The sequence below is a fragment of the Longitalea luteola genome, assembly GCF_017356035.1.
Lineage (GTDB): Bacteria > Bacteroidota > Bacteroidia > Chitinophagales > Chitinophagaceae > Niastella > Niastella luteola.
The window spans coordinates 735,486-759,044 of record NZ_JAFIQX010000001.1 but is presented as its reverse complement, the minus strand read 5'-3'; the positions used below and the strand labels follow the sequence as shown (position 1 = coordinate 759,044).

General features: G+C 45.8%; 22 protein-coding genes. 15 read left to right on the top strand and 7 right to left on the bottom strand.

From position 1 onward, the window contains the following. Nucleotides 1-78 precede the first annotated feature (78 nt). Nucleotides 79-855 (bottom strand): C40 family peptidase, encoded by a 777-nt coding sequence (locus JUB15_RS02855; RefSeq protein WP_207510804.1) that lies wholly within the window; start codon nt 853-855, stop codon nt 79-81. A gap of 627 nt (nt 856-1,482) precedes the next feature. Here JUB15_RS02855 and dnaE point away from each other — a divergent pair. The 5 genes from dnaE to mqnE all read left to right on the top strand — a co-directional run bounded on the left by dnaE (nt 1,483) and on the right by mqnE (nt 9,257). Further along, nucleotides 1,483-5,124, top strand: a complete 3,642-nt coding sequence (dnaE, locus tag JUB15_RS02850) for a DNA polymerase III subunit alpha (RefSeq protein ID WP_207510803.1) — start codon at nt 1,483-1,485, stop codon at nt 5,122-5,124. 269 nt (nt 5,125-5,393) lie between these two features. After that, nucleotides 5,394-5,711 carry a thioredoxin gene (gene trxA, locus JUB15_RS02845; RefSeq protein ID WP_205513397.1) on the top strand — a complete coding sequence of 106 codons (318 nt, stop codon included), beginning with the start codon at nt 5,394-5,396 and terminating at the stop codon, nt 5,709-5,711. Between the two features lie 131 nt (nt 5,712-5,842). Beyond that, nucleotides 5,843-6,289, top strand: a complete 447-nt coding sequence (trxA, locus tag JUB15_RS02840; protein WP_242696169.1) for a thioredoxin — start codon at nt 5,843-5,845, stop codon at nt 6,287-6,289. A 285-nt stretch (nt 6,290-6,574) separates the two neighbouring features. Further along, nucleotides 6,575-7,870, top strand: a complete 1,296-nt coding sequence (locus JUB15_RS02835) for a NupC/NupG family nucleoside CNT transporter (RefSeq protein ID WP_207510802.1) — start codon at nt 6,575-6,577, stop codon at nt 7,868-7,870. 217 nt (nt 7,871-8,087) lie between these two features. Then, the gene (gene mqnE / locus JUB15_RS02830) at nt 8,088-9,257 is read left to right on the top strand and encodes an aminofutalosine synthase MqnE (protein ID WP_207510801.1); all 1,170 of its coding nucleotides are present in this window, start codon (nt 8,088-8,090) and stop codon (nt 9,255-9,257) included. A gap of 59 nt (nt 9,258-9,316) precedes the next feature. Here the strand turns inward: mqnE and JUB15_RS02825 are convergent, their stop codons facing one another. The 3 genes from JUB15_RS02825 to JUB15_RS02815 all read right to left on the bottom strand — a co-directional run bounded on the left by JUB15_RS02825 (nt 9,317) and on the right by JUB15_RS02815 (nt 11,767). After that, nucleotides 9,317-10,744 carry an L-serine ammonia-lyase gene (locus JUB15_RS02825; protein ID WP_207510800.1) on the bottom strand — a complete coding sequence of 476 codons (1,428 nt, stop codon included), beginning with the start codon at nt 10,742-10,744 and terminating at the stop codon, nt 9,317-9,319. A 79-nt stretch (nt 10,745-10,823) separates the two neighbouring features. Further along, nucleotides 10,824-11,309: an FKBP-type peptidyl-prolyl cis-trans isomerase gene (locus JUB15_RS02820; protein ID WP_207510799.1), complete on the bottom strand. Its 486-nt coding sequence runs from the start codon at nt 11,307-11,309 to the stop codon at nt 10,824-10,826. Between the two features lie 158 nt (nt 11,310-11,467). Then, nucleotides 11,468-11,767, bottom strand: a complete 300-nt coding sequence (locus JUB15_RS02815; protein WP_500778629.1) for a hypothetical protein — start codon at nt 11,765-11,767, stop codon at nt 11,468-11,470. On the opposite strand from JUB15_RS02815, the gene JUB15_RS28895 reads away from it, so the two are divergent. The 6 genes from JUB15_RS28895 (at nt 11,721) to JUB15_RS02790 (ending at nt 17,117) form a co-directional block, all read left to right on the top strand. Next, entirely contained in the window at nt 11,721-11,822 is a 102-nt protein-coding gene (locus tag JUB15_RS28895) for a hypothetical protein (RefSeq protein ID WP_500778628.1), read from the top strand. The two genes, JUB15_RS02815 and JUB15_RS28895, sit on opposite strands and share 47 nt — an antisense overlap. 86 nt (nt 11,823-11,908) lie before the next feature. Continuing rightward, nucleotides 11,909-12,907, top strand: coding sequence for a hypothetical protein (locus JUB15_RS02810; RefSeq protein ID WP_207510797.1), 999 nt, complete (start codon nt 11,909-11,911; stop codon nt 12,905-12,907). Nucleotides 12,908-13,087: 180 nt separating this feature from the next. After that, the gene (locus JUB15_RS02805) at nt 13,088-13,597 is read left to right on the top strand and encodes a cupin domain-containing protein (RefSeq protein ID WP_207510796.1); all 510 of its coding nucleotides are present in this window, start codon (nt 13,088-13,090) and stop codon (nt 13,595-13,597) included. A gap of 266 nt (nt 13,598-13,863) precedes the next feature. Then, nucleotides 13,864-14,463 carry a 3-keto-disaccharide hydrolase gene (locus JUB15_RS02800; RefSeq protein ID WP_207510795.1) on the top strand — a complete coding sequence of 200 codons (600 nt, stop codon included), beginning with the start codon at nt 13,864-13,866 and terminating at the stop codon, nt 14,461-14,463. Between the two features lie 467 nt (nt 14,464-14,930). Continuing rightward, complete coding sequence (locus JUB15_RS02795; protein ID WP_207510794.1) at nt 14,931-15,674, top strand: hypothetical protein; 744 nt, start codon at nt 14,931-14,933, stop codon at nt 15,672-15,674. An 804-nt stretch (nt 15,675-16,478) separates the two neighbouring features. Continuing rightward, nucleotides 16,479-17,117, top strand: coding sequence for a DUF6266 family protein (locus JUB15_RS02790; protein WP_207510793.1), 639 nt, complete (start codon nt 16,479-16,481; stop codon nt 17,115-17,117). Nucleotides 17,118-17,287: 170 nt separating this feature from the next. Here JUB15_RS02790 and JUB15_RS02785 read toward each other — a convergent pair whose 3' ends face one another. The 3 genes from JUB15_RS02785 to JUB15_RS02775 form a co-directional block, all read right to left on the bottom strand. After that, a complete protein-coding gene (locus JUB15_RS02785) occupies nt 17,288-17,923 on the bottom strand; it encodes a hypothetical protein (protein ID WP_207510792.1) in 636 nt (211 codons plus the stop codon). Nucleotides 17,924-18,073: 150 nt separating this feature from the next. After that, the gene (gene groL, locus JUB15_RS02780; RefSeq protein WP_207510791.1) at nt 18,074-19,711 is read right to left on the bottom strand and encodes a chaperonin GroEL; all 1,638 of its coding nucleotides are present in this window, start codon (nt 19,709-19,711) and stop codon (nt 18,074-18,076) included. A gap of 157 nt (nt 19,712-19,868) precedes the next feature. Continuing rightward, nucleotides 19,869-20,159, bottom strand: a complete 291-nt coding sequence (locus JUB15_RS02775; RefSeq protein WP_205513384.1) for a co-chaperone GroES — start codon at nt 20,157-20,159, stop codon at nt 19,869-19,871. A gap of 345 nt (nt 20,160-20,504) precedes the next feature. Between JUB15_RS02775 and nusB the strand changes: the two genes are divergently transcribed. The 4 genes from nusB (at nt 20,505) to coaE (ending at nt 23,479) form a co-directional block, all read left to right on the top strand. After that, a complete protein-coding gene (gene nusB, locus JUB15_RS02770; protein WP_207510790.1) occupies nt 20,505-21,485 on the top strand; it encodes a transcription antitermination factor NusB in 981 nt (326 codons plus the stop codon). Between the two features lie 40 nt (nt 21,486-21,525). Then, nucleotides 21,526-21,963 carry a DUF1573 domain-containing protein gene (locus JUB15_RS02765; protein WP_207510789.1) on the top strand — a complete coding sequence of 146 codons (438 nt, stop codon included), beginning with the start codon at nt 21,526-21,528 and terminating at the stop codon, nt 21,961-21,963. A 180-nt stretch (nt 21,964-22,143) separates the two neighbouring features. Beyond that, complete coding sequence (gene yajC, locus JUB15_RS02760) at nt 22,144-22,482, top strand: preprotein translocase subunit YajC (protein ID WP_207510788.1); 339 nt, start codon at nt 22,144-22,146, stop codon at nt 22,480-22,482. Between the two features lie 385 nt (nt 22,483-22,867). After that, complete coding sequence (gene coaE / locus JUB15_RS02755) at nt 22,868-23,479, top strand: dephospho-CoA kinase (RefSeq protein ID WP_207510787.1); 612 nt, start codon at nt 22,868-22,870, stop codon at nt 23,477-23,479. Nucleotides 23,480-23,559 lie beyond the last annotated feature (80 nt).

The window sequence follows — 23,559 nt, the reverse complement described above, 5'->3', positions numbered from 1 at the left end:
AATTTACCTGGAATCAATAAGCAATTGGCAAAAAGCATCTTTGTTTTTTGCCAATTGTTTTTGTCTATTGCCTATTGTCTATTTCACTATTCTCCCTGCGCCGGCATACCTCGCTTTGTAATATTCCTCATCCAGATCGCTGATAATCACTCCGCTGCTCGTAGAAGCATGTACAAATTTATTATTGCACAGGAAGATCCCCACATGGTTAATGCCGCCTCTTGAGCCATTGGTCTTAAAGAACACCAGGTCGCCCTGGATCAACTTTTTCTTTTTCACTTTGGTAGTACATTGCTTGTACTGGTCCTGCGACCTCCTGGTAAGCTCAACATTGTAATAGGAGCTCATAAAAGCTTTTGCAAATCCGCTGCAATCAACACCTTCACGGGTATCTCCCCCATATTTATATTTTGTGCCATACCAGCTGTCGATCAATTCCAGCAGTTTGCTGTCATTGATCATTTCCACCGGCATATCCAGTAAAATGGCGTATTTAAACTGTAACGGCGCAATTAGCTCAATACCAATGGCTTTTCGGTTCTTGTTCTTCAGATCGGAGATCATGTTCTCCTCTTCGGGCGTTAAGGCTGCCAGCTTTTCGGTAGGACTGGTAACTCTTCTTGATCTTGTGGATGTAGTGCTGCTTTTGGAAGATTTGTCAGCACCTTTCTTTTTTGATTTCCCGTCCTGGTCAGCTTCATTGCCGCCTGCAACAATATCTTCAATAAATTCAGGATCATTAACGGGATAAACAGAAGTGTCAGCCGCCAGCTTCCCGGGGAAGAACGGATGATGTGCTGCCGCCGGAGCGGTATACATCAACAGGACGGATATAATAATAATCAGATACTTCACAGGTTGGACATTTTAAGTTGCAAGACACCCGACATGGCGGGACAGGGCTCAAAAATAGCAAATACATTGCCAAATGCCTAAATAAAACGCTTAACGCTGAACGCTTAACGCTTAGCGCCCCCTCTCGGCATTCGGGCAGCCTGTCGACATTCATCTTGCCTCGCCCGCCGTAGCGTTAGGACAGGCGGGCCTTCAGCCTTCCGCCTTTAGCCTTGAGCCTTCAGCCTTGTGCCTTTAGCCTTGTGCCTTCAGCCTTGTGCCTTTAGCCTTGTGCCTTTAGCCTTGTGCCTTTAGCCTTGTGCCCCATTCGAGCATAAATAACTTATTCAGGCCGTGTGGATAGAATTTCTTCCCGTTCACTATTGATTAAAGAACTTTATACCACAATTTCGTGTTTTATTTTAGCTAATTCATTGTTGATAATGAGTCAATTGAATGTAAGTCAAACCAAAGAATAAGAAGTCCGGAATAAGAAGTATGATGCCTGCCGGCAGGCAGGTCTGAGGTTACAGCAGAATTATGAAGTTAAAAGTCAGCTAAATTCCTACTTCTTACTTCCAACGTCTTACTTCACCAGAAAAGAGCCGGCAACTAAAAACTTAGAACAGACAAACCGAAGAACAACAAATGTGTAAGTTTTCTCATCTTCATGTTCATACCCAATTTTCGTTGTTGGATGGTGCAGCGTCGATACAGGCATTGTATAAAAAGGCCATCAAAGACAATATGCCCGCCATTGCCATTACCGACCACGGCAATATGTTCGGGGCCTTTGAATTTGTTTCCGAAGCTTATAAACATAAAAATGAAGATGGCAGCCTGAAAGTAAAACCGATCGTGGGCTGTGAATTTTACGTAGTGGAAGACCGGCACCGGAAAGTATTCTCCAAAGAAGTAAAAGACGAACGGTACCACCAGGTACTGCTGGCAAAGAATAAGACCGGTTACCAGAACCTCGTTAAATTGACCAGTCTGGGTTATATAGAGGGCATGTACAGCAAGTATCCCCGTATTGATAAAGGTCTCATTGAAAAATACAAAGAAGGCCTCATTGCCACCACCTGCTGTATAGGGGCCTATGTGCCGCAAACCATCCTGCATGATGGGGAAGAAAAAGCCGAGCAGGAATTCAAATGGTGGCTCGATATGTTCGGCGAAGATTATTTTATAGAAATACAACGGCACAACCTGAAAGAGCAGGAGATCATTAACCAGGTATTGCTGAAGTTCTCGAAAAAATATAATGTACCTGTTATTGCCACCAACGACAGTCATTATACGGATCAGGACGATTACAATGCCCACGACATCCTGCTTTGTATCAACACCGGTGAAAAGAAAAGTACACCCGGCTTCGATGATTTTGTAAACGACGATACCAACATAAAAGACCGCCGCTTCAAATTTCCCAATGACCAGTTTTACTTCAAAACACAGGAGGAAATGAAGAAGCTGTTCAGCGATATTCCCGAGTCGATCGATAATACCAATATGATCGTTGACCGCGTGGAACTGCTGAACCTGAAAAAGGATATCCTGTTGCCGGCGTTCCCGTTGCCAAAAGAGTTCCAGGTGCATGAAGACAATAACCTGAACCAATGGGAATTCCTGAAACACCTTACTTACCAGGGCGCCAAAGAGCGCTATGGCGATATTACGCCCGAGATCCAGGAGCGGCTCGATTTTGAGCTGTTCACCATTAAGACCATGGGTTTTGCAGGTTACTTCCTGATCGTGAGTGACTTTATCAAAGCCGGCCGTGAACGGGGCGTGTTCATTGGTCCGGGCCGTGGTTCAGCGGCGGGTAGTGCGGTGGCTTATTGTATCGGCATTACCAATATAGATCCCATTAAATACAACCTGCTGTTCGAGCGCTTTCTGAACCCGGATCGTAAGTCGATGCCGGATATTGATACGGACTTCGACGATGAAGGCCGCCAGAAAGTGATTGACTATGTAGTAGAAAAATATGGCACTAACCAGGTAGCACAGATCATTACCTATGGTACCATGGCTGCCAAGAGTAGTATCAAGGACGTAGCCCGGGTGCTCGATCTGCCCCTGGCAGAATCAAACGCCCTGGCTAAAATGGTGCCTGAAAAGCCGGGTATTGAATTAGGCCGTGTACTGCATGCCCCCCTCACTGCCAAAGACGGCGAAAAATCGCTGGAAGAAAAAGAAGGTATAGGTCCCGATGAAATTGAAGTAATTAAAAAGCTGCGTGAAATCTACAACGGGCAGGGCCTTACCGCTACCGTATTACATGAAGCAGAAAGGCTGGAAGGATCTGTGCGGAACACGGGCATTCACGCAGCAGGTATCATCATTGCTCCTAAAGACCTTACAGACCTTATTCCGGTTAGTACCGCCAAGGACTCCAGTTTGTGGGTTACCCAGTTTGAAGGCAGTATCATTGAAGACGCCGGCGTGATCAAGATGGACTTCCTGGGTCTGAAAACCCTTACCATTATCAAGAATGCGCTGCGCATGATCAGGGAGAACCATGGGGTAGACCTTGACATTGAAACAATACCGCTCGACGATCCTAAAACATTTGAACTGTACCAGAAAGCGGAAACCGTTGGCACATTCCAGTTCGAAAGTCCCGGGATGCAAAAATACCTGCGCGACCTGAAGGCCGACCAGTTTGCCGACCTCATTGCGATGAACGCGCTGTACCGGCCCGGTCCGCTCGCATACATTCCCAACTTCATCGATCGCAAACACGGCCGGGAGCCCATCACCTATGACCTTCCTGAAATGGAAGAATACCTGAAGGAGTCGTACGGCATCACGGTATACCAGGAGCAGGTGATGTTGCTGGCGCAGAAGCTGGCCGGTTTCAGTAAAGGGGACGCCGACGTACTGCGTAAGGCAATGGGTAAAAAGCAGAAAGCGGTGCTTGATAAAATGAAGGCCCAGTTCGTGAAAGGCGCTTCTGAAAAAGGTCATCCGGTTGAAAAGCTGGAAAAGATCTGGACCGACTGGGAAGCATTCGCCCAATATGCTTTTAACAAATCGCACTCTACCTGTTATGCCTATGTGGCGTACCAGACAGCATACCTGAAAGCCCACTACCCTTCCGAATATATGGCGGCGGTATTGAACAACGCCGGCAACATAGAAAAAATCACCTTCTTTATGGAAGAGTGTAAGCGGATGGGCATAAACTGTCTGGGCCCCGATATCAACGAATCGAAGAAAGGTTTCTCGGTTAATAAGAACGGCGATATCCGCTTTGGTCTTGGCGGACTGAAAGGCGTTGGTGAAGCCGCTGTGGAAAGTCTGATCGACGAACGTGAGAAGAATGGACCTTATCAGTCGGTCTTCGATATGATAAAACGCGTGAACCAGCGTACCGTGAATAAGAAAACACTGGAAAGTCTCGTATATGCCGGGGCGTTCGATTGTTTTACCGAGCTGCACCGTGCCCAGTATTTCTTTACGCCGCCGAACGATACCAGCACAGGCCTCGAAAAGATCGTACGGTTTGGTAACGTATACCAGGCGCAGCACGTAAATACCAGCAATACCCTTTTTGGCGGGCTTACAGAGGTGATGGAAATAGCGCCACCCAAAATTCCGCCATGCGAACAATGGTCGCTGACAGAATTACTCAATTACGAAAAAGAGGTTACGGGCATGTTCATGAGTGGTCACCCGCTCGATCATTTCCGCTTCGAAATAAAACATTACGGCATCACTACCATGGCCGAGTTCAATGAAATAAAAGAAACCCTGGCCTTGCAAAGCAACCCGGGCCGCGTCTTCAGGCTGGCCGGACTGGTAACGGATGCCCAGCACCGGGTTACCCGCACCGGGCGTCAGTTCGGTTCTTTTATCATTGAAGATTACTCAGGTAAAAGCGAGTTCATGCTCTGGAGCGATGATTATATGCGCTTCACCAACTACCTCGAAAAAGGCAAGAATCTGTTCCTGACCGGTCAGTTCAAACCCCGGTTCAATAAAACGGAGTTTGAGTTCAAGATCGATAAAATCAGTTTGTTGGAGAGCATTAAACAAAACCTTACCAAACAGGTTATAATAGATGTTGAAGCACGGTACATTACGGAAGAACTGATCCGTTTCTTTGAAAAGAACCTGAAGCGCTTCCCCGGGCGTTCAGGATTGAAATTCAATGTAAAAGACATGAAGTCTTTCTGCAGGGTAAGCCTCGCGACCGTGGAGAATGGATTTGAGATGAATGACGAAATGGCTGCTTTTCTCCAGAGCCGGCCCGAGCTGGATGTGCAGGTTGTCACGGCATAAAAAAGCTTAAAAGCAATGTGATCAATGTTTTACCAATGAAACAGCTTTTTAACACCTGACAGGAATGGTAAGGCAACGGCATGGCACAGAATTCGACGATCTAAGTTCAAAGTTCTAGGTTGCTGGTTGTGAATTTTTGAGGATGACTATTACTTATGAGGCTCAAAGCGTTGAACTTTAAACTGTAAACTTTAAACTTTGAACTTTTAAAAACTTTGGAAAACGTTTAAGAATTTATTTATAAACTTACACTTTAAAATATATACTTTATGGCTTTAGAATTCACAGACACAAACTTCCAGGACAAGGTCCTCGACTCTGATAAATTAACGGTGGTTGATTTTTGGGCTGAGTGGTGTGGTCCGTGCCGCGCTATCGGGCCGGTAATTGAAGAATTATCGAAAGAATACGATGGTAAAGTGAACGTGGGAAAAGTGAACGTTGACCATAACCCACAGTTATCTATTAACTATGGTGTTACTTCCATCCCTGCTATCCTTTTCATCAAAGGTGGTAAAGTGGTAGATAAACTGGTTGGCGCACAACCTAAAAGCAACTTTGTAAAAAAGATCGAACAGCATATTTAAGCACGTTGCGAACAACGTCTTTACAAGACCCCGCCGGCAGCGGGGTTTTTATGTAACATAATAAAGCCGGTCATCATTTGAAACCGTGACCGGCTTTATTATCTTTATGCATTATTCAATGAATGTCGTACATGAAATCACCGTTTTTCTTTTCGCTTTTAACTCCGGTTATTACCCTGTTGATGCTGGCAGATCACAAGATGGCCCAAAATACAACTCCCGAAAACAGTCTTACTGTAAACAATAACATTGCGGGCGGCGGTGCGGTGGAATTTACCGACGCCAACTTTCAGCAAAAAGTACTTTCCTCCAATAAATTGACGCTGGTAGATTTTTGGGCCGCCTGGTGCGGTCCGTGCAGGCAAATAGGACCGGTGGTAGAAAGCCTGGCAAAATCATACAGCGGTAAAGTGAATATCGGCAAACTGAATGTAGATCATAACCCGAATGTATGTATGAAGTATAACATCACGAGCATTCCCACCATCCTGTTTATAAAGAACGGGAAAGTGGTAGATAAAGTGGTAGGTTCAGTGCCCAGAAGCACCCTGGAGAAGAAGATCAAAGCGCATATGTAAGCTCCCATACGATATTCAAACTATTGTAGCGATCCTGTTCGGGGATCGCTTTTTTGTTGCTGCAGGCCCCGCTCCCCTTTTACGGTAATAATTACAGCAGCCTATTGGGAATTAAAATTTATCCGTTATATTGCTACGTCATACCCTTTATGCTGGCCATGGTTCGCGTCTATTCTGCCGAAGCGGGATAAACACGAACCATTGTAAATTTTATACTGAAAATACCAGGAAACCGTGTCACGGTTAAAACCGGCGCGGTTCACATTAACACACCAAAATAGCATTATGACCCCTGTAATTGAAAACATTGCCCGCGGCGCATTAGGGATGTTCTTCCTGATCTTCGTGTGTTTCCTGCTGAGCAATAACCGAAGGGCCATTAACTGGAAACTGGTAGGCATTGGTGTGGTAGCCCAGGTGTGCTTTGCCTTAGGTGTATTGAAGGTAAATTTTATCAAAATCATTTTTGGCTGGGTATCAGATAAATTCGTTGACCTGATCAATATCGGTCATAAGGGTATTGAGTTCATTTTTGGCAACCTGGCCAATGCCAATGGAAGCTGGGCTTATATTTTTGCCGTACAGGTTCTGCCCAATATTATATTCTTTGCAGCCCTCTCTGCGATGTTGTATTACCTGGGTGTTCTGCAAAAAGTAGTGTATGTATTTGCCTGGATGCTGAAAAAGCTGGGCATCTCAGGCCCTGAAAGCGTATCCACCGCCGCCAATATATTCCTTGGACAAACAGAAGCGCCGCTGATGATCAGGCCCTTCCTCGATAAAATGAACCGCAGTGAAATGCTGTGTATCATGGTGGGTGGTATGGCCAATACGGCCGGCAGTGTGCTGGCTGCCTATGTTGGCTTCTTAGGCGGAAATGACGTTGTACAGCAAAAGTACTTTGCCCTGCACATGTTAAGCCAGAGCATCATGAGCGCCCCTGCTGCCATCGTGGTGTCGAAAGTGTTGTTCCCCCAGAATGAGACCATCATCAAGGAACTGAAGGTGCCGAAGGAAAAGATCGGTGATAATTTTTTGGATGCGATCTCACTGGGTACTACCGATGGATTGAAACTGGCCGTCAACGTAGGCGCCATGCTCATCGTATTCACCGCCCTCATGTACCTGTGCAACTGGATCCTGGGTTCCGTTGGCCACTGGTTCAGCATAAACGACGATATCGCCCGTTTAACGAATGGCCGTTATGATTCCTTATCGTTACAAATGCTGCTCGGGTATATCTTCTCGCCGGTAGCCTGGCTTATTGGCGTGAACAGCCATGAAATGATCCAGGTGGGCCAGTTGCTGGGTGAGAAAACCATCCTGAACGAGTTTGTTGCTTATGTTTCTTTTGGCAGCATGAAATCATCGGGGCAGATCGCTGATCCAAAATCCATCCTCATTACCACGTATGCTCTTTGCGGTTTTGCCAATTTTGCTTCTATCGGCATCCAGATCGGCGGTATCAGTCAGCTGGCGCCCAACCAGCGCCGCAACCTTACTGAACTGGGCGTAAAAGCCCTTATAGGCGGTACCATTGCGTGTTTGATGTGCGGAACGATTGCGGGGGCATTAATGTAACCCCCGGCCCCTAAAGGGGAGAAGTTACCAGTCGCCGGTTACCAGTTACCGGGGCTTAAATTAATGGCAGATGATCACAGGCGGGCAGTACGAGTTAAGGGCCTGGCAACCGGTAACCGGTAACTCCCCCATTCATCATTGACCATTCGCCTTTCACGATTTCCCCTAACTTTGTGCCCGTTTATTGTTACACATACATAGCGAAAATCCCAGATCAATGAGTACTAACATTCAGCAGGTTATTGCAGCAGAACAAAATCCGGCCCTCCGCACTATTGCCGAAAAAATTGTTAACCGGCAACGTATTTCCCCCGAAGACGGATTATTATTATTTGAACAGGCAGGTTTGCCATTCGTAGGCGCCCTGGCCAATTTTGTGCGCGAACGCCTGCATGGTGACACTACTTATTTCAATCGCAATTTTCATATTGAGCCAACCAATGTGTGTGTATTTGCCTGTTCTTTCTGCTCCTACTCTCGTTTGTACGCACACCGCGAAGAAGGCTGGGAACTCACCACCGATCAGATGCTGAACATTGTAAAAAGCTACGATGGCAAACCGGTAACTGAAGTGCATATCGTGGGTGGCGTTCATCCCAAACTGAACCTGGAATTCTTTGCCGGTCTGTTACGGAAAATAAAGGCACACCGGCCTGAACTGCATATCAAAGGTTTTACACCGGTAGAGCTGGATTATATGTTCCGCAAAGCCAAAATGACTGTAGAAGAAGGCATGAAATACCTGCATGAAGCCGGCCTGGATTCATTACCAGGCGGAGGTGCAGAGATCTTCCATCCCGAGGTAAGGGAAAAGATCTGTGCCGACAAAGTGGATGCGGAGGGCTGGTTGCGCATTCATGAAGCCGCCCATAAGCTGGGCATGCACAGCAATGCGACCATGCTGTATGGCCATATCGAGGAGTTCCGTCACCGCATCGATCATATGGAAAGGCTGCGCCAGCTGCAGGATAAAACCGGAGGTTTCAATACATTTATTCCGCTGAAATTCCGCAATAAAGAGAACGACATGAGCAATGTGGCAGAATCGAGCGTAATTGAAGATATGCGCATGTATGCCATTGCCCGGTTATATATGGATAATTTCCCGCACCTGAAAGCGTACTGGCCTATGCTCGGCCGTCATAATGCCCAACTCACTTTGCAATTTGGTGTAAATGATATCGACGGCACCATCGACGATTCTACCAAAATATACGCTATGGCCGGTTCTGAAGAACAAAACCCGGCCATGAGCACCGCGCAACTGGTGACCCTGATCAAACAGGCGAAAAGAAAGCCGGTGGAAAGGGATACGCTGTATAACGTATTACATGATTATTCCGACATGGATATTAGTCAGATTGAAGTGAATGCGCAGATGAACTAATGGAAGCTAATGAGTTAACAAGTTGACTAGTTAACTCGTTAACTAGTCAACTGTTTATCTCAGCATTCCGGCAAACTTAACGGTATATGCACTGCCAGTCCACCCTCGGCTGTCTCTTTATACTTATGGCTCATATCGATGGCGGTATCCCACATGGTCCTGATGACCGTATCGAGCGATACCTTGGCAAAATCTGGCGTGCTTTGCAGCGCCAGCTGGGAAGCTGTAATGGCTTTAATAGCGCCCATGGTATTCCTTTCAATACAGGGAATTTGAACCAGCCCGCCAATAGGATCGCAGGTCAATCCAAGGTGGTGTTCCATGGCGATTTCAGCGGCCATCATCGTCTGGCGCTGGCTGCCACCCAGGACTTCCGTTAAAGCCGCAGCCGCCATGGCAGAAGATACACCGATCTCGGCCTGGCAGCCGCCCATGGCTGCAGAAATGGTAGCCCCTTTTTTAAATATGCTGCCGATCTCGGACGCGGTGAGCATAAACTGCAGGATCCTGTCATCGTTGTGACCATCGCAGAACACCACGAAATAATGTAATACGGCAGGTATTACCCCGGCAGCGCCATTGGTAGGGGCCGTAACCACACGGCCAAACGAAGCATTCTCTTCGTTAATGGCCAGGGCAAAGCAACTTACCCAGTCCAGAATGTATTTAAAATTGTTACCGCCGGCGCGGATCGCTTTCAGCCATGAATCATAATCTTCGTAGGATCTGCCCTGCAAAAGCTTTTTATTGAGGTCAGCGGCCCTGCGCTTAACCTGCAAGCCACCGGGCAGCATACCCTGGCTATGGCAGCCCCGGTACATGCACTCTTTCATCACCTGCCATATCTGTAAAACACCTTTGCGGGTAGCTTCCTCAGGCCGCCAGCTGTGTTCATTTTCCATAACCACTTCGCTGATGCTTAGTCCGGTTTTACGGCACCAGTGCAGGAGGTCATCTGCCGTATCGATGGGAAATGGCAGTTGTACAGCAGTAGCGGCTGCTTTCTTCTCATTTTCCTGCTGAACAAATCCACCCCCTACCGAATAATAAGTAGAAGCGAGCTGATCACCATTGTGCAGGGTGATCATAAACGTTAATGCATTGGGATGATAGGGCAGTGATTCGGTGAACAGGAAATCAATATCATTGGCAGGATCAAAATCAATGGCATGCCTGCCCTGCAACAACAGCTTCTTTGTGGTGCGGATCCGTTGAACTTTTTCATTGATCAACTCAACGTCGCAGGTAACAGGGTCTTCCCCACTCAGGCCCATCAGAACAGCTATATCGGTACCGTGCCCCCTGCCGGTTTTGGCAAGTGATCCATACAGCAATACTTTTAATGATTGTACCTGTAACAACTGCTGCTGTTGCTCCAATGATTGCAAAAACAGTTGGGCAGCACGCCAGGGACCTAATGTATGGGAGCTGGATGGACCTACACCGATCTTGAAAATATCAAATACTGAAATGGCTTCGTGTGGCAAAGAGTTTACATTTTGCGCAAATGTAGTAAAAAGAAGTTAACAGTTGTTAGTTACCCGAAGCCGGTTGCATCGCTGGCGGTCAATAGAACGCGGTCAGTTGAATATCGAAGATCAGGATGGAATTGGCGGGAATGATCACTTTGCCGGCATCGTCTTTGACCTCTCTGGAACCATAGGCAAGTGTAGGTGGAATGTACAGTTTGATGCGACCGCCTTTACTGATGATGGGAATGCCTTTTCTTAGTCCCTCGATGGAGGAGCCCAGGGTAAAGGCCGCGTTTTTCTGCTCGAACACATTTCCGCTGGTGAGTTTGCCGGTGTATGAAAGTTCTATTTGTGAACAAAGGTTGGGACTATCCCCTTCGCCATCTTGTAATACTTCGTAATAAAAACCGCTGGAATCCTTGGAAGCCGCATATACGTTAATGGAAGTAAGGTAATCTTTTACCAATTGCTGTTCGCTTAGCGGCGCTACAATATTATGCTCGTTGTATCCGCACCCCGACTCCTTTTTACAGCCATAAAAGAGAATTAAGCACAAAAAACCCCAGACAAGATTTTTCATCGAGATTGTTTTGATTAGTGACCAGGTTAAAGACAATGGTATAAAGATGATAGCTGCTTTTTACGGTTGCAGGTTGCAGGTTACAGGTTTCAGGTTGCAAGGCCACATATTACAAGCTCCCTGCAACCTGTATCCTGTAACCTGTAACAGCTCTTTTATTATTCCTGCTCCTCATTCTTCTCTCTCGCTTTTAATTCAAGGTAATGCTGCTCACGCTGATCCCACTGATGCCTTTTGTAAAAGATAGCCACGAAAACAGCAATACATATTACAGCAATCATCAGGATGATTGGACTGCTCTGGCTATTTGCTTCCATATTGGCGCGCTGATACCAGAATTTGCCGGAAAATAATAAAATAAGTACGGGGATCGCAAATAACAACCCGATGGGAAGGCCAAGCAACAGCTGTTTGTTTATCTTTTTTTCCCGTAAACGATTCGCCTCCCAGTATTCCAAAAACCGCTTTTCTGATTCGGTAAGCATGCGTAATAAATTAATCCACAACGAATAAAACTTCCTGCAAAAATAATAACTTCCCCCCACCTGTTTGTGGCACAGGTAAATAATACTTAACTTACACCAAAAATCCTTAATCTCTTGAAAATTTCGGTATTAGTAGCACAGTATTTTTACCAGCACAAGGTACTGAACTTACCAGGTATAGGCAGTTTTTACCTTGATGATGCAGTAGACGTACAACATGCGGATAAAAATGCCCGCGACCTTATCGAACACATCCATTTTGCCCAGAAAACAATTACCCGGCCTGATGAGGAACTGATCGATTTTATCCGCAAACATACCGGCAAGATCAGACCATTGGCGGAATCGGATCTCGAAACCTTTGTAGCCGATGGCAAGCTGATGCTCAATATTGGCAAACCTTTTCACGTTGAAGGCATCGGCACTTTACAGAAGAACAAAGACGGCGTTTATGAGTTTGTACCCGGTCAACCGGTTGTACAACGCCTTGAATCGCCCCCGCCGCTTACCACGCATGAGCATGAACCCGTTAAAAAGAAATCGGTTTTTGACGAGGATCCCAATGAGGCACGCAATGCGTCCATTCGTAAAATGGCCATCGGTTTGGGCCTGGTAGTAGGCATAGGTATCATTCTGTGGGGCGGTTACAGCTTGTTCTCCTCCAAAGTAAAAACAGATACCAATACAGTTACCGCAGCAGCCAGCGGTGACGATACCGCGGAGGGACAAACATCCTCCTATCTGCAAAATATAAACGATCCCAAAAAGGCGCTGGACGATGTAATGAAAAAAGACAGCGCAATTATTACGGCAACAGAAGCCGATTCCGGCCGGCCATCACAACCCACAGCAGCCACTGCCGCCCCTGTTGCTCCTGGAGCGTCAAAAACGTATAAATACGTTTTGCAAACCACGAAATTCAGGAATACCGCAGTGAACATGTATAACAAATTAAAGCCCCGGGTTCAACTGGAAGCAGCCGCTGATTCGAGCCTTTTTAAAATAGTCATTAATGTACCAGGTACACCGGCAGATACCACCCGCATCAAGGACTCCTTACGATTTTGGTATTGGGGGCCGCGGCAGGATAAGCAGGTTACTATAGAACAATAAAACGCGAAACGCTTAACGCGAAACGCTGAACGCTTAACGCGAAACGCTGAACGCTTAACGCGAAACGCGGAACCTGCCTGCCGGCAGGCAGGCGCGGAACGCTGAAAGCAAAAGGTAAAGCGTGAAGCACCTGTTGAGAAGAAGCGCTTAGCCTTTGTGTTGAGCGTTAAGCATTAAAGTATGAGTAAACGAACAGCCGAATATTGGATCAACCGGTTACAACTGGCAACGCATATTGAAGGCGGGGCTTTCAGGGAAATATACCGGTCACCGCTTTTGGCGCCTTTGGCGGCATTACCATCTGCATTTACAGGCGCCCGTTCTTATTGTACCAGCATTTATTTTCTACTGCAGCAGGATCAGTTCTCTGCGTTCCATAAGATCAAAAGCGATGAGGTATGGCATTTCTATTATGGCGATGCGCTGATCGTATATGAGATCGATGCGAAGGGGCAACTCATTGAGCACCGGCTTGGCAGCGATCCGGATAACAACGAATCCTTTCAATGTGTAATAGCAGCAGGCAACTGGTTTGCCGCCCGCGTGGCGCCCGGCGGGGATTATGCCCTGGTAGGTTGTACCGTTTCACCCGGCTTCGATTTTGCCGATTTTGAACTCGCCGGCCAGGCAACGCTGGCGGCAGCCTATCCCCAACATGCAGACCTGATCAGGAAACTGACGATCGGGTAATCCGGCCATAAATTCCCTCAATCGGCAACCGACAATCGGCGATCGGCAAACGTGAAACGGCAGACGGCAAACGGCAAAGCCAATCGTGAATCGACAATCGACTATCGACAATCTAATCTTCAAAACTCACTAATATCCGATACCTAATAATTAACTGAATAACTGAACAACTAAATAACTGAAGAACTGAATAACTGAACAACTATAAACTTTGAACTTTGAACTTTGAACTATAAACTTTGAACTTTGAACTATAAACTTTGAACATGAAACAAATATGGTTCTTTTTCGGATTGCTCCTGATAACAGGTAGTCTGGCAGCTCAAAAGAAAAGATCGCTTTTCAACGGTAAAGACCTTACCGGCTGGACGATCCACGGCACAGAAAAATGGTATGTAGACAACGGAGAACTGGTATGTGAAAGCGGTCCCGACAAAGAATACGGTTACCTGAGTACTAATGAAAAATATAAAAACTTTGAATTAACACTGCAGTTCAGGCAGGAGGCCAACGGCAACAGCGGGGTATTTTTTCGTTCGAGCATCGAAGGCGTAAAGATCAGCGGCTGGCAGGTAGAAGTGGCCCCTTTGAATAAGTTTACCGGGGGTATTTATGAATCGTATGGCCGCGGCTGGATCATTAAACCAAAACCTGAAGATGAGCAGTGGCTGAAACCCGGCGAGTGGAATACATTAAAAATTAAAGTTATTAATGACGAAGTAACCACCTGGCTGAATGGCCACCAGATGGTTTACCTGAAAGATGAAAAAATAGGCCAGGGTGAAGGTTTTATTGCGTTACAGATCCATTCAGGAGGAGGTATTAAGGTGAGGTGGAAGAATATCAGGATCCGATTGATAAATTGACGGGTCTTCAATAACCTGTTAATTGTCAACCCGTCCGCCAGCCATGCTTTTATCTTCATCAAATTATCGGCATCCATACAACGCCCGTAGACAAATTGCCGTCTTGATATGGTTACCCGTTCCCTTTTTAGCCCGTTTTATACCCGTAACTGATCTTTGAGACTCAGGGCTCAAAGTATGAATGTTCCTTTAACCCGTTTTAGATCCGTTAAGGGTAATCTTTGAGACCACAGGCTCAAAATTACTTAATAAGGGTGGGTCCGCCGGCTGGTGGAACCCAGCCTTTTTTATTTGCACAAACCATCTGTTCATCAGCGCATTTTCAGGGGTGTCAACCGAAATTTTGTGCTGTCCGTTTGCATTTATTATATAAATTTGAAATCTGCAAGTATCACACCGGATCATCATTTTCCTGCGCTCCTTTGTTTCCTGGAAGGGATCATTTTTAATTTTAAAAGTGTATCACTATGTCCCTTTTCAACAAACACGAGCGCCGCAACATCAGGGAAAGTCGTTTTCTCAGAGACCATGAAATGGAAGAACAATATTATGTTGTTACCAATTTTTACCCGGCCCAGCAGCTTACTATCACGCTTAAAGAAGATGACGTAAAGGAATTCATGAACTGCGACTGGTCAACTGCCTCCGAACTTTTAAAAAAAGTAGGAAAGAAAATAGGGAAAGACACTTTCTTCCACAAGGTTAGAACGTCGGAGTTTTGTGATCACCTGGGAATTGAAGCTACACTTGTTCATCTGTTTCTTGCATCCCTTAAAGAAGATGGCCCGTTACCGCCGGTAAGAACGATCAACAAACCGGTCATTACCGACCGGCCATGGAAAATTAGCGAGGTCGTTGACGACTTACGGCAGGGAATAATGGAAAGCAGTGAAACCCTGGCACTGCGGGCAAAGTTTTGGGACGAGGCAAATCCATGGGGTGAGGCCATGTTCAAAAGGAAGAAATGGGTGCAAATGGTCATCCGGGCTTTCGAGGTGGCGCAAATCTATGGATGCCACATAAGTACCGCCCAGCAAATGTTGAGGGAAGTCAGGGACAAAGACCGAGAGAACGGCGACGATCCGGATAAAAAACAAAGAAGGTATGTCTCCATCAAAAAGTTTTGTGCAGTTCATAATGAGGACGAAGAAGATCTAAGGAAACACCTGGCTGACTTGCATGGGGATGATGAGGAGGAGGAAGATGATTAAACTGCGTTCTTCGTATATACATTGATTTTGAGATTTCGGGATTTCGAGATTTCGAGATTTCGAGATTTCGAGATTTCGAGATTTGTTAGATTGCTGAACTTATAGAAATCTCAAAATCATAAATCTCAAAATCAGCAATTGCTATTTAGTGGTCATCATAAAATTGGTGATCACTTTTTTTTGCGCTTACACTGCGGGACAGCCGTTATACTTCCCTTAGGTTGTGGTATGGTTGCGGTTTGGTTGTGGTTTGGTTAGGTTAACCTTTTGTTTACCCCTTAGGTACAAAAAAGGTAATGAAAAAGAAAAGGTAATATAACGCGAACAAAAAGGTAATCAAAAGAAAAGGAAACGAACAGGCAGGCAGTGGTAATAAACAGGAGAAAAAGAGGTAAAGAAAAGGTAAAGAAAACCTAGTGAATACCTAAGCAGGAGGTAACCAGGAGGTAAACAAAGGGTAAAGAAATAGAAATTGACTTGTTGCAAGTCAGCTAATTGCGAAATACAGAGGTAACCAGGAGGTAAACAAAAGGTAAAAGCCTTATAGCTCATCTGTAATATGAGTACTGTCTCAGCATAAATGCTGTAACAGCTGTATAAAACTTCAAAAACGCGACATAAACGTCAGAAAGGGACATAAGTTGGTCTAAGTTGATTTAAGTTGGTCTAAGTTGGTAAACCGGAATCGCCTCTTTCCGGGCTCCGTATGTTTGCTGTGGAAATCGGAACCACTGGAAATACCGGTTACACCAGGGGCCGTTTCCGTTAGTAAACCCAATTGTTCACCTTTTAACTTCACGTATTATGGCACAAGTAAAACAAGGACCTCTCGGTAACGTTTCGGGAAAAATCGGGAACATCAGTTTCTCGTCCTGGAAAGAAAAAACCGTTGTAAAAGGGCGTCCATCAAAATCAAAAAAGCCCGCTACACAGAAACAGCTGGAGCAAAGGCTTAAAATGGCAGTAGCCAATCAGTTCATGCGTACCATCAAAGAAGTGGTAACCCTGGGTTACCGCGACTTAACGGTCAAAATGACCGGGTACAATGCATCGGTAAGAAACCTGCTTAAAAATGCGCTCAGCGGCAATCATCCGGACTATACCATTGACTATAGCCTGGTAGAAATATGCCGCGGTGAGATCAGGCAGCTCTTTAAAGCCGATGCTTCATCTGCAAAAACTGATACAGTTACATTTACCTGGACCACCAAAAGTGGTGTGGGTCGATCCAGGCCCGGCGACAAAGCCATCCTCGTGGCGTATTGCGAAGCCATGAAGGTAAGCGCATATACAGTAGAAGGCCCTCCGCGTAGTGCAGGCACTGCAGACCTGGAACTGCCAGGTTTTAGCGGCCAGACCGTGCACACCTGGGTTGCCTTTATATCGGAAGACCGATCAGATGTTTCCGATAGCGTATATGCTGGTAAGGTAACGCTCGCCTGATGATCAGAAACCGTTTATCCTTACACGACAGGTGCCTGCCAAACAAAATAAGGGCTATACACATTTTATGTTGCGCCCGGTGTAACCCAGACAGATCAGGGATCAGGCCGGAACCTGTTAATTAAAGCATTCCTCACCGCGGGAGGAATGCTTAATTATTTATTACTGGTTTATTGTGCTGCCAATAGCTCATTATATTTTTTCACCACCAGTACGTAATCTTCGGGCGAATGCATTTTGAGTTGCCGGCTGGTTATAAACCGGGCTACAGGCTCTTTTTTATCTGCAAAGGCAGCAGGCAGTTCATTCCGGTTGGCCGGCAGTTGGTGCAGCTGACCATTCGTGAACAGGTAATAATATTCCGCTTCTTCCAGGCGGCGGTTCATGCGGCCGCTAACAGCAACCAGTTGCTTTTCTTCTATGATGTTGCGGGTAACCAGGCGAAGCAGAGATACCTGATCCTGCAGCAACACATTGAAAAAAGTTTGTTCTGTAGTCTTATCCGTAGCAGGATATCCGCGGCGAAAGAGAATGGAGTCTTTATTCCTGGGATACATTACAAATTCCTGCACTTTACTTTCGGTGGCAAAGGCACTGCCGTTGAACTGAAGCAACAGCATATTCTTTAAACAATCGAATTTCAGCTTGAACTGGGTCACTGTACGACCGCTTGTAAAACGCACTACGCCATCACACCATTCTTTTAGTAAATAAGGATTTCCCGTAACTGTATTCTGATCATCTTCTTTGTTTTGACCAAGGGCGCACTGGCACAGCAGGAGCAAACACCAGGCAATATGTTTCATGGCTGCAATTTTGATTGCGTATAAGTTACGAAATAAAAGCGTGAAACGGGAAAAGCAGCCGTGAAAGCTCACAGGTAAGCAAAAAAGCCCCCCGGTATTCCGGAGGGCCTGTTATTTTCCAACTCACCCCCTTTAGGGGGCCGGGGGATATTAATAATCCATGCCACCCATACCAGGAGCGCCACCGCCATGTACATGGGGTTCTTCTTTCTTCGGTTTGTCGGCAATTACGCACTCAGTAGTGAGCACCATACCGGCAATTGAAGCGGCGTTTTCCAGTGCAATACGGGTAACTTTAGTAGGATCAATTACACCGGCGCGGAGCAGGTTCTCATATTTCTCAGCGCGTGCATTGAAACCATAATCATTTTCACCTTCTTTTACTTTTTGTACAACGATGCTGCCTTCGATACCGCAGTTGGCAACGATCTGGCGCAGCGGCTCTTCAATAGCGCGTTTTACAATGGCAATACCGGTGTTCTCATCTTCGTTGATACCTTTCAGTTTATTCAAACCGGCGATAGCACGGATGTAAGCAACACCACCGCCGGGAACGATACCTTCTTCAACAGCAGCGCGGGTAGCGTGCAGGGCATCATCAACGCGGTCTTTCTTTTCTTTCATTTCAACTTCGGTAGCAGCACCTACGTACAATACAGCAACACCACCGCTTAATTTAGCCAGGCGTTCCTGTAATTTCTCTTTATCGTAGTCAGAAGTAGTTACTTCGATCTGAGCTTTGATCTGGTTGATGCGGGCGTTGATATCATCTTTTTTGCCTTTACCACCTACGATAGTAGTGTTGTCTTTATCGATAGTGACAGAAGCAGCCTGGCCTAAGTAAGTCAGGTCGGCACCTTCCAGTTTGTAACCCTGCTCTTCGCTGATAACGATACCTTTGGTAAGGATAGCGATATCCTGCAGCATTTCTTTACGACGGTCGCCGAAACCAGGAGCTTTAACAGCAGCTACTTTCAGGGTGCCACGTAATTTGTTAACTACGAGAGTAGCCAGTGCTTCGCCTTCCAGTTCTTCTGCAATGATCAGTAAAGGACGGCCGCTTTGAGCTACCTTTTCGAGAATGTGCAGAATATCTTTCATAGCGCTGATCTTCTTGTCGTAGATCAGGATGTATGGGTTCTCCAGTTCAGCCTGCATTTTTTCGCTGTTGGTAACGAAATAAGCAGATGTATAACCACGGTCGAACTGCATACCTTCAACTACTTCTACAGTAGTATCGGTACCTTTAGCTTCTTCTACAGTGATAACACCTTCTTTACCTACTTTGGAGAAAGCTTCAGCGATCAGTTTACCAATGTTTTCGTCGTTGTTAGCAGAGATAGAAGCAACTTGTTGGATCTTTTTGCTGTCGATACCAACAGGCTGTGATTGACCTTGCAGGTTTTCGATAACTGTTTCAACAGCTTTATCGATACCGCGTTTCAGGTCCATTGGGTTAGCACCAGCAGCTACGTTTTTCAAACCTTCGCTGATGATAGCTTGTGCGAGAACGGTAGCAGTAGTGGTTCCGTCACCGGCGATGTCGGCGGTCTTAGAAGCTACTTCTTTTACCATTTGAGCACCCATATTTTCAATGGGATCTTCCAGTTCAATTTCTTTAGCTACGGTTACACCATCTTTTGTTACAGCAGGAGCACCGAATTTTTTCTCCAGAACCACATTACGGCCTTTGGGACCTAAGGTCACTTTTACAGCATTGGCCAGGGTATCGACACCTTTTTTCATTTTATTACGGGCGTCGATGTCGAAGAAAAGTTGTTTTGCCATATCTCGTTAATTTATTAATTTGATAATTTGATAATTCGATAATGTGATAATTGAATACAGGCTTTACGGAATGCTTACGCCTGAGCCTTACTTTCAAGAGGAACTGCTCGACCTTGGAGCATTATCAACTTATCACATTATCCCATTAGCTAATTGACTATACGATTGCTAAGATGTCGCTTTCACGCATGATCAACAGGTCATCGCCTTCGATCTGGATCTCAGTTCCTGCATATTTGCCATACAGAACTACGTCACCAACTTTTACAGTAACCGGCTCATCTTTTTTTCCAGGACCGGCAGCTACTACTGTACCACGCTGAGGCTTTTCCTTAGCAGTATCCGGGATGATGATACCACCGGCGGTTTTCTCTTCCGCTTTAGCTGGTTTAACAATTACCCTGTCATGCAGTGGGGTAACGTTTATAGCTTCTACTTTCTTAGCCATAGTGTATTAATTTTTGATTTTAGATGATGTAATAGAGGATATGATTTTCCCAAAAACTGGGTGGCCCTGCCAAAAAGCCGGGCGGCAAAAGTAAACGAATTTTATACCAATCCTTTCCTAAAGGTCATTTTTTCAGCGTTTTTGGTTAAGTATGGCAGAAACCGGGAACAATTCATGGACCTGATTGTTTTTCGGTATGCCATTTTTGCAGCGATCCAACCGGTTCTGCTCCAATATATTGTCGTTGAACAAGAAATAGGGAATATTCTAAAGTTCATGAACACGATTTTGGGGGTACCCGGTAAATCGCATAGCTTTGTGCCCTCAAAAACAAGTTCTTGCAAGATGATCAGTAGAAGAAATATTCGTGTGAAAGTTATGCAAACCATCTATTCTGTAGAAAGTCAGTTTGCAGAGTCAGGCGGAGAAATGCCCACTAAGCCTGTTGATACCGTGAAAGTTTTACAGAAGCACTTTGATCAAACCCGGCAGCTTTTTATTTATTTGATCCATTTTCTCACCGAAGTGGCCCGTTATGCGGAAACCGATGCCCGCAACCGCGCTTCGAAACACTTGCCAACGAAAGAAGACCTGAACGTTAATATCAAATTAGCCGGCAATGAATTGTTATGGAAGATCCTCGATCATCCTTCTTACAAACAAGCTGTAAAAGAGGATAAACCCGAGCAACTGGTAAATGCAGAATTGCTGCGCAAAATTTACCTGGAGCTCGTTGATTCGGAGAAATACCAGCAGTACATTGCCATCCAGGGCCGTGATAAAAAAGATGAAAAGGAGATCCTGGAATACATCTTCGACACCCTGTTACTGCCCAATGAAACGTTTACCAGTTATATTGAAGAATATTTCTCCAACTGGGACGATGATGCGGAAATGCTGATAGTGCTGATGCAGAACTTCCTGAGCAAACCGGCCGCTTACAATTTCCAGGAATTGCTGAGCAAAGAGAAATGGCAGTTTGCGAAGAATCTGCTGCAAACCACCCTCGAGAAAAAAGACCTCGCGCTTCAATATATTAAACCCAAACTCAAGAACTGGGATCCTGACCGTATTGCATCACTGGATATGATCTTAATGCGCATGGGCGTATGCGAGTTCCTGTTCTTTGAGACCATTCCCCCGAAAGTTACCATTAACGAGTACATCGACCTGGCCAAGGAATACAGCACCCAGCAAAGCGGTCAGTTTGTAAATGGTATCCTGGATAATATACATAAGGACCTGGTACGGGATAATCAAATGCATAAGGTGGCTTTTTCACCCAATGCAACACAATCACCCTCATCAGTGAATAAACCTTCCTGATTGGGCGGCAATGATTAGATTTGCAAAAATTAGTTCCCAGATGAAATACTTTTTGGCCTTAGTTGTAGCAGCCTCCGTCATTGGCTGTGATTATGCCGACAAAGCGCCACATGGCGCGGCTGCGGTTCCCAAAGAGGCGCTCGACAGCAGCAAATTCACGACCATAGAATGGATCGATTCAACCAGGGATTATGGCAAGATCAATGAAGGGCAAAAACTGGATGTTTCTTTCCGTTTCCGGAATACAGGCGATAAACCCCTGATCATCCTGGCCGTTCGGCCTGGTTGCGGCTGTACAGCCGCCGAGCCACCCAAAGAGCCCATTGCACCGGGTGCTGAAGGTGTGATCAAAGCTTCTTTCAACAGCGATGGCCGGGAAGGACATAACAGCAAGGACATCTTTGTAGACGCCAACACGAAAGGCACACAGAACCATAAGGTGCATTTTGATGTTGAAGTGGTGAAACCTAAAACCTGATTAGCTAATGTGATAATGTGATAATATGATAATTAGATAATGCATTAAATTCATGGGGCCGATATTTTGCAGGCTTTTCATATAAGGCCATTATCACATCATCAAATTATCGAATTATCACATTTCGTACGTACTTTAGTTGCTTAGCTTAAATTTTTAAATATTCAAATTCACATAACAATGACTCTTTTAGTTTATTTATTGCAGGCTCAGGGTGGCGGCGCCGGGTACATGCAGTTGATCCTTTTAGTAGGTATGATCCTCGTATTCTGGTTATTTATGATCCGTCCGCAGGCTAAAAAAGCAAAGCAGGCCAAATCATTCCAGGAGAATTTACAGGAAGGTGATAAAATCGTTACTATTGCCGGTATCCATGGCCGCGTAAAAAAACTGAATATCGATGGAACCATTGATCTGGAAACCAGCCCCGGCAGCTATATGAAAGTGGAAAAAAGCGCCATCTCTATGGAGATGACTGCCAACGTAAATAAAACAGCAGCTGCTACTCCAGCCAAGTGATTTCATCCCACGCCCTAAAAGGGAGATAAAACTCCCGGCTCTTAAGGACAGCGGATAAATATATAGCAAGCCCTTCCGCCCATTGCGGGGGGCTTTTTTGTGCCTGAAACGGCAGACGGCAACCGGTAACCGGCAACCGGTAACTGGCAACCGATACTGGTAACCGGCGGTAACCGGTAACTGGTAACCGGTAACTGGTAACCGGTAACTGGTAACCGGCAACCGGTAACTGGCAACCGGCAACTTGTAACCTGTAACCAGTAACTTGCAACCTGTAACCTGTAACTTGCAACCTGTAACTTGCAACCGGTAACCGGCAACCGGCAACCTGTAACCGGCAACTTGTAACCTGTAACCTGTAACTTGCAATCCCAAACCTGCATCTATGACCCTACGTATTGGACTAACCGGTGGTATCGGCAGTGGCAAAAGCACAGTGGCCAAAGTATTTGAAGTGCTGGGTATACCGGTATACTATGCCGACGAGGCCGCCAAACGCATCATGAATGATGATGAGCTGTTACAGCAACAGATCATCCGGCATTTCGGTCCGGCGGCCTACAAGAACAACCAGCTCGACCGGCCTTATATCGCCAGCCAGGTGTTCAATGATAAAGAAAAGCTTGAACTGCTGAACTCTCTGGTTCACCCGGCCACGATACGGGATGCCGAACAATGGATGCATAAACAAACCACCCCTTATGCCATAAAGGAAGCGGCCCTGATCTTTGAAAGCGGCTCCCAGGATCAGCTGGATTATATAATCGGGGTTTCTGCCCCTACTCCATTGCGTATTCTACGTGCTATGAGACGGGATGGTTCTACCCGCGACCAGGTACTCGCCCGCATGGGTAAACAAATTCAGGAAGTGATCAAAATGCGGCTATGCGATTTTGTTGTATATAACGATGAGCAACAGGCGGTGATACCGCAGGTAATAACGTTGCATGAAACATTAATAGGGCTTGCTGCTAAAATTAAAGCGAACGAAAATTAGCTGATGTGATGATGTGATGATGTGATAATGTGATAATGCCTTAATACGAAAAGCCCGCAAAATATCGGACCTCACGATTT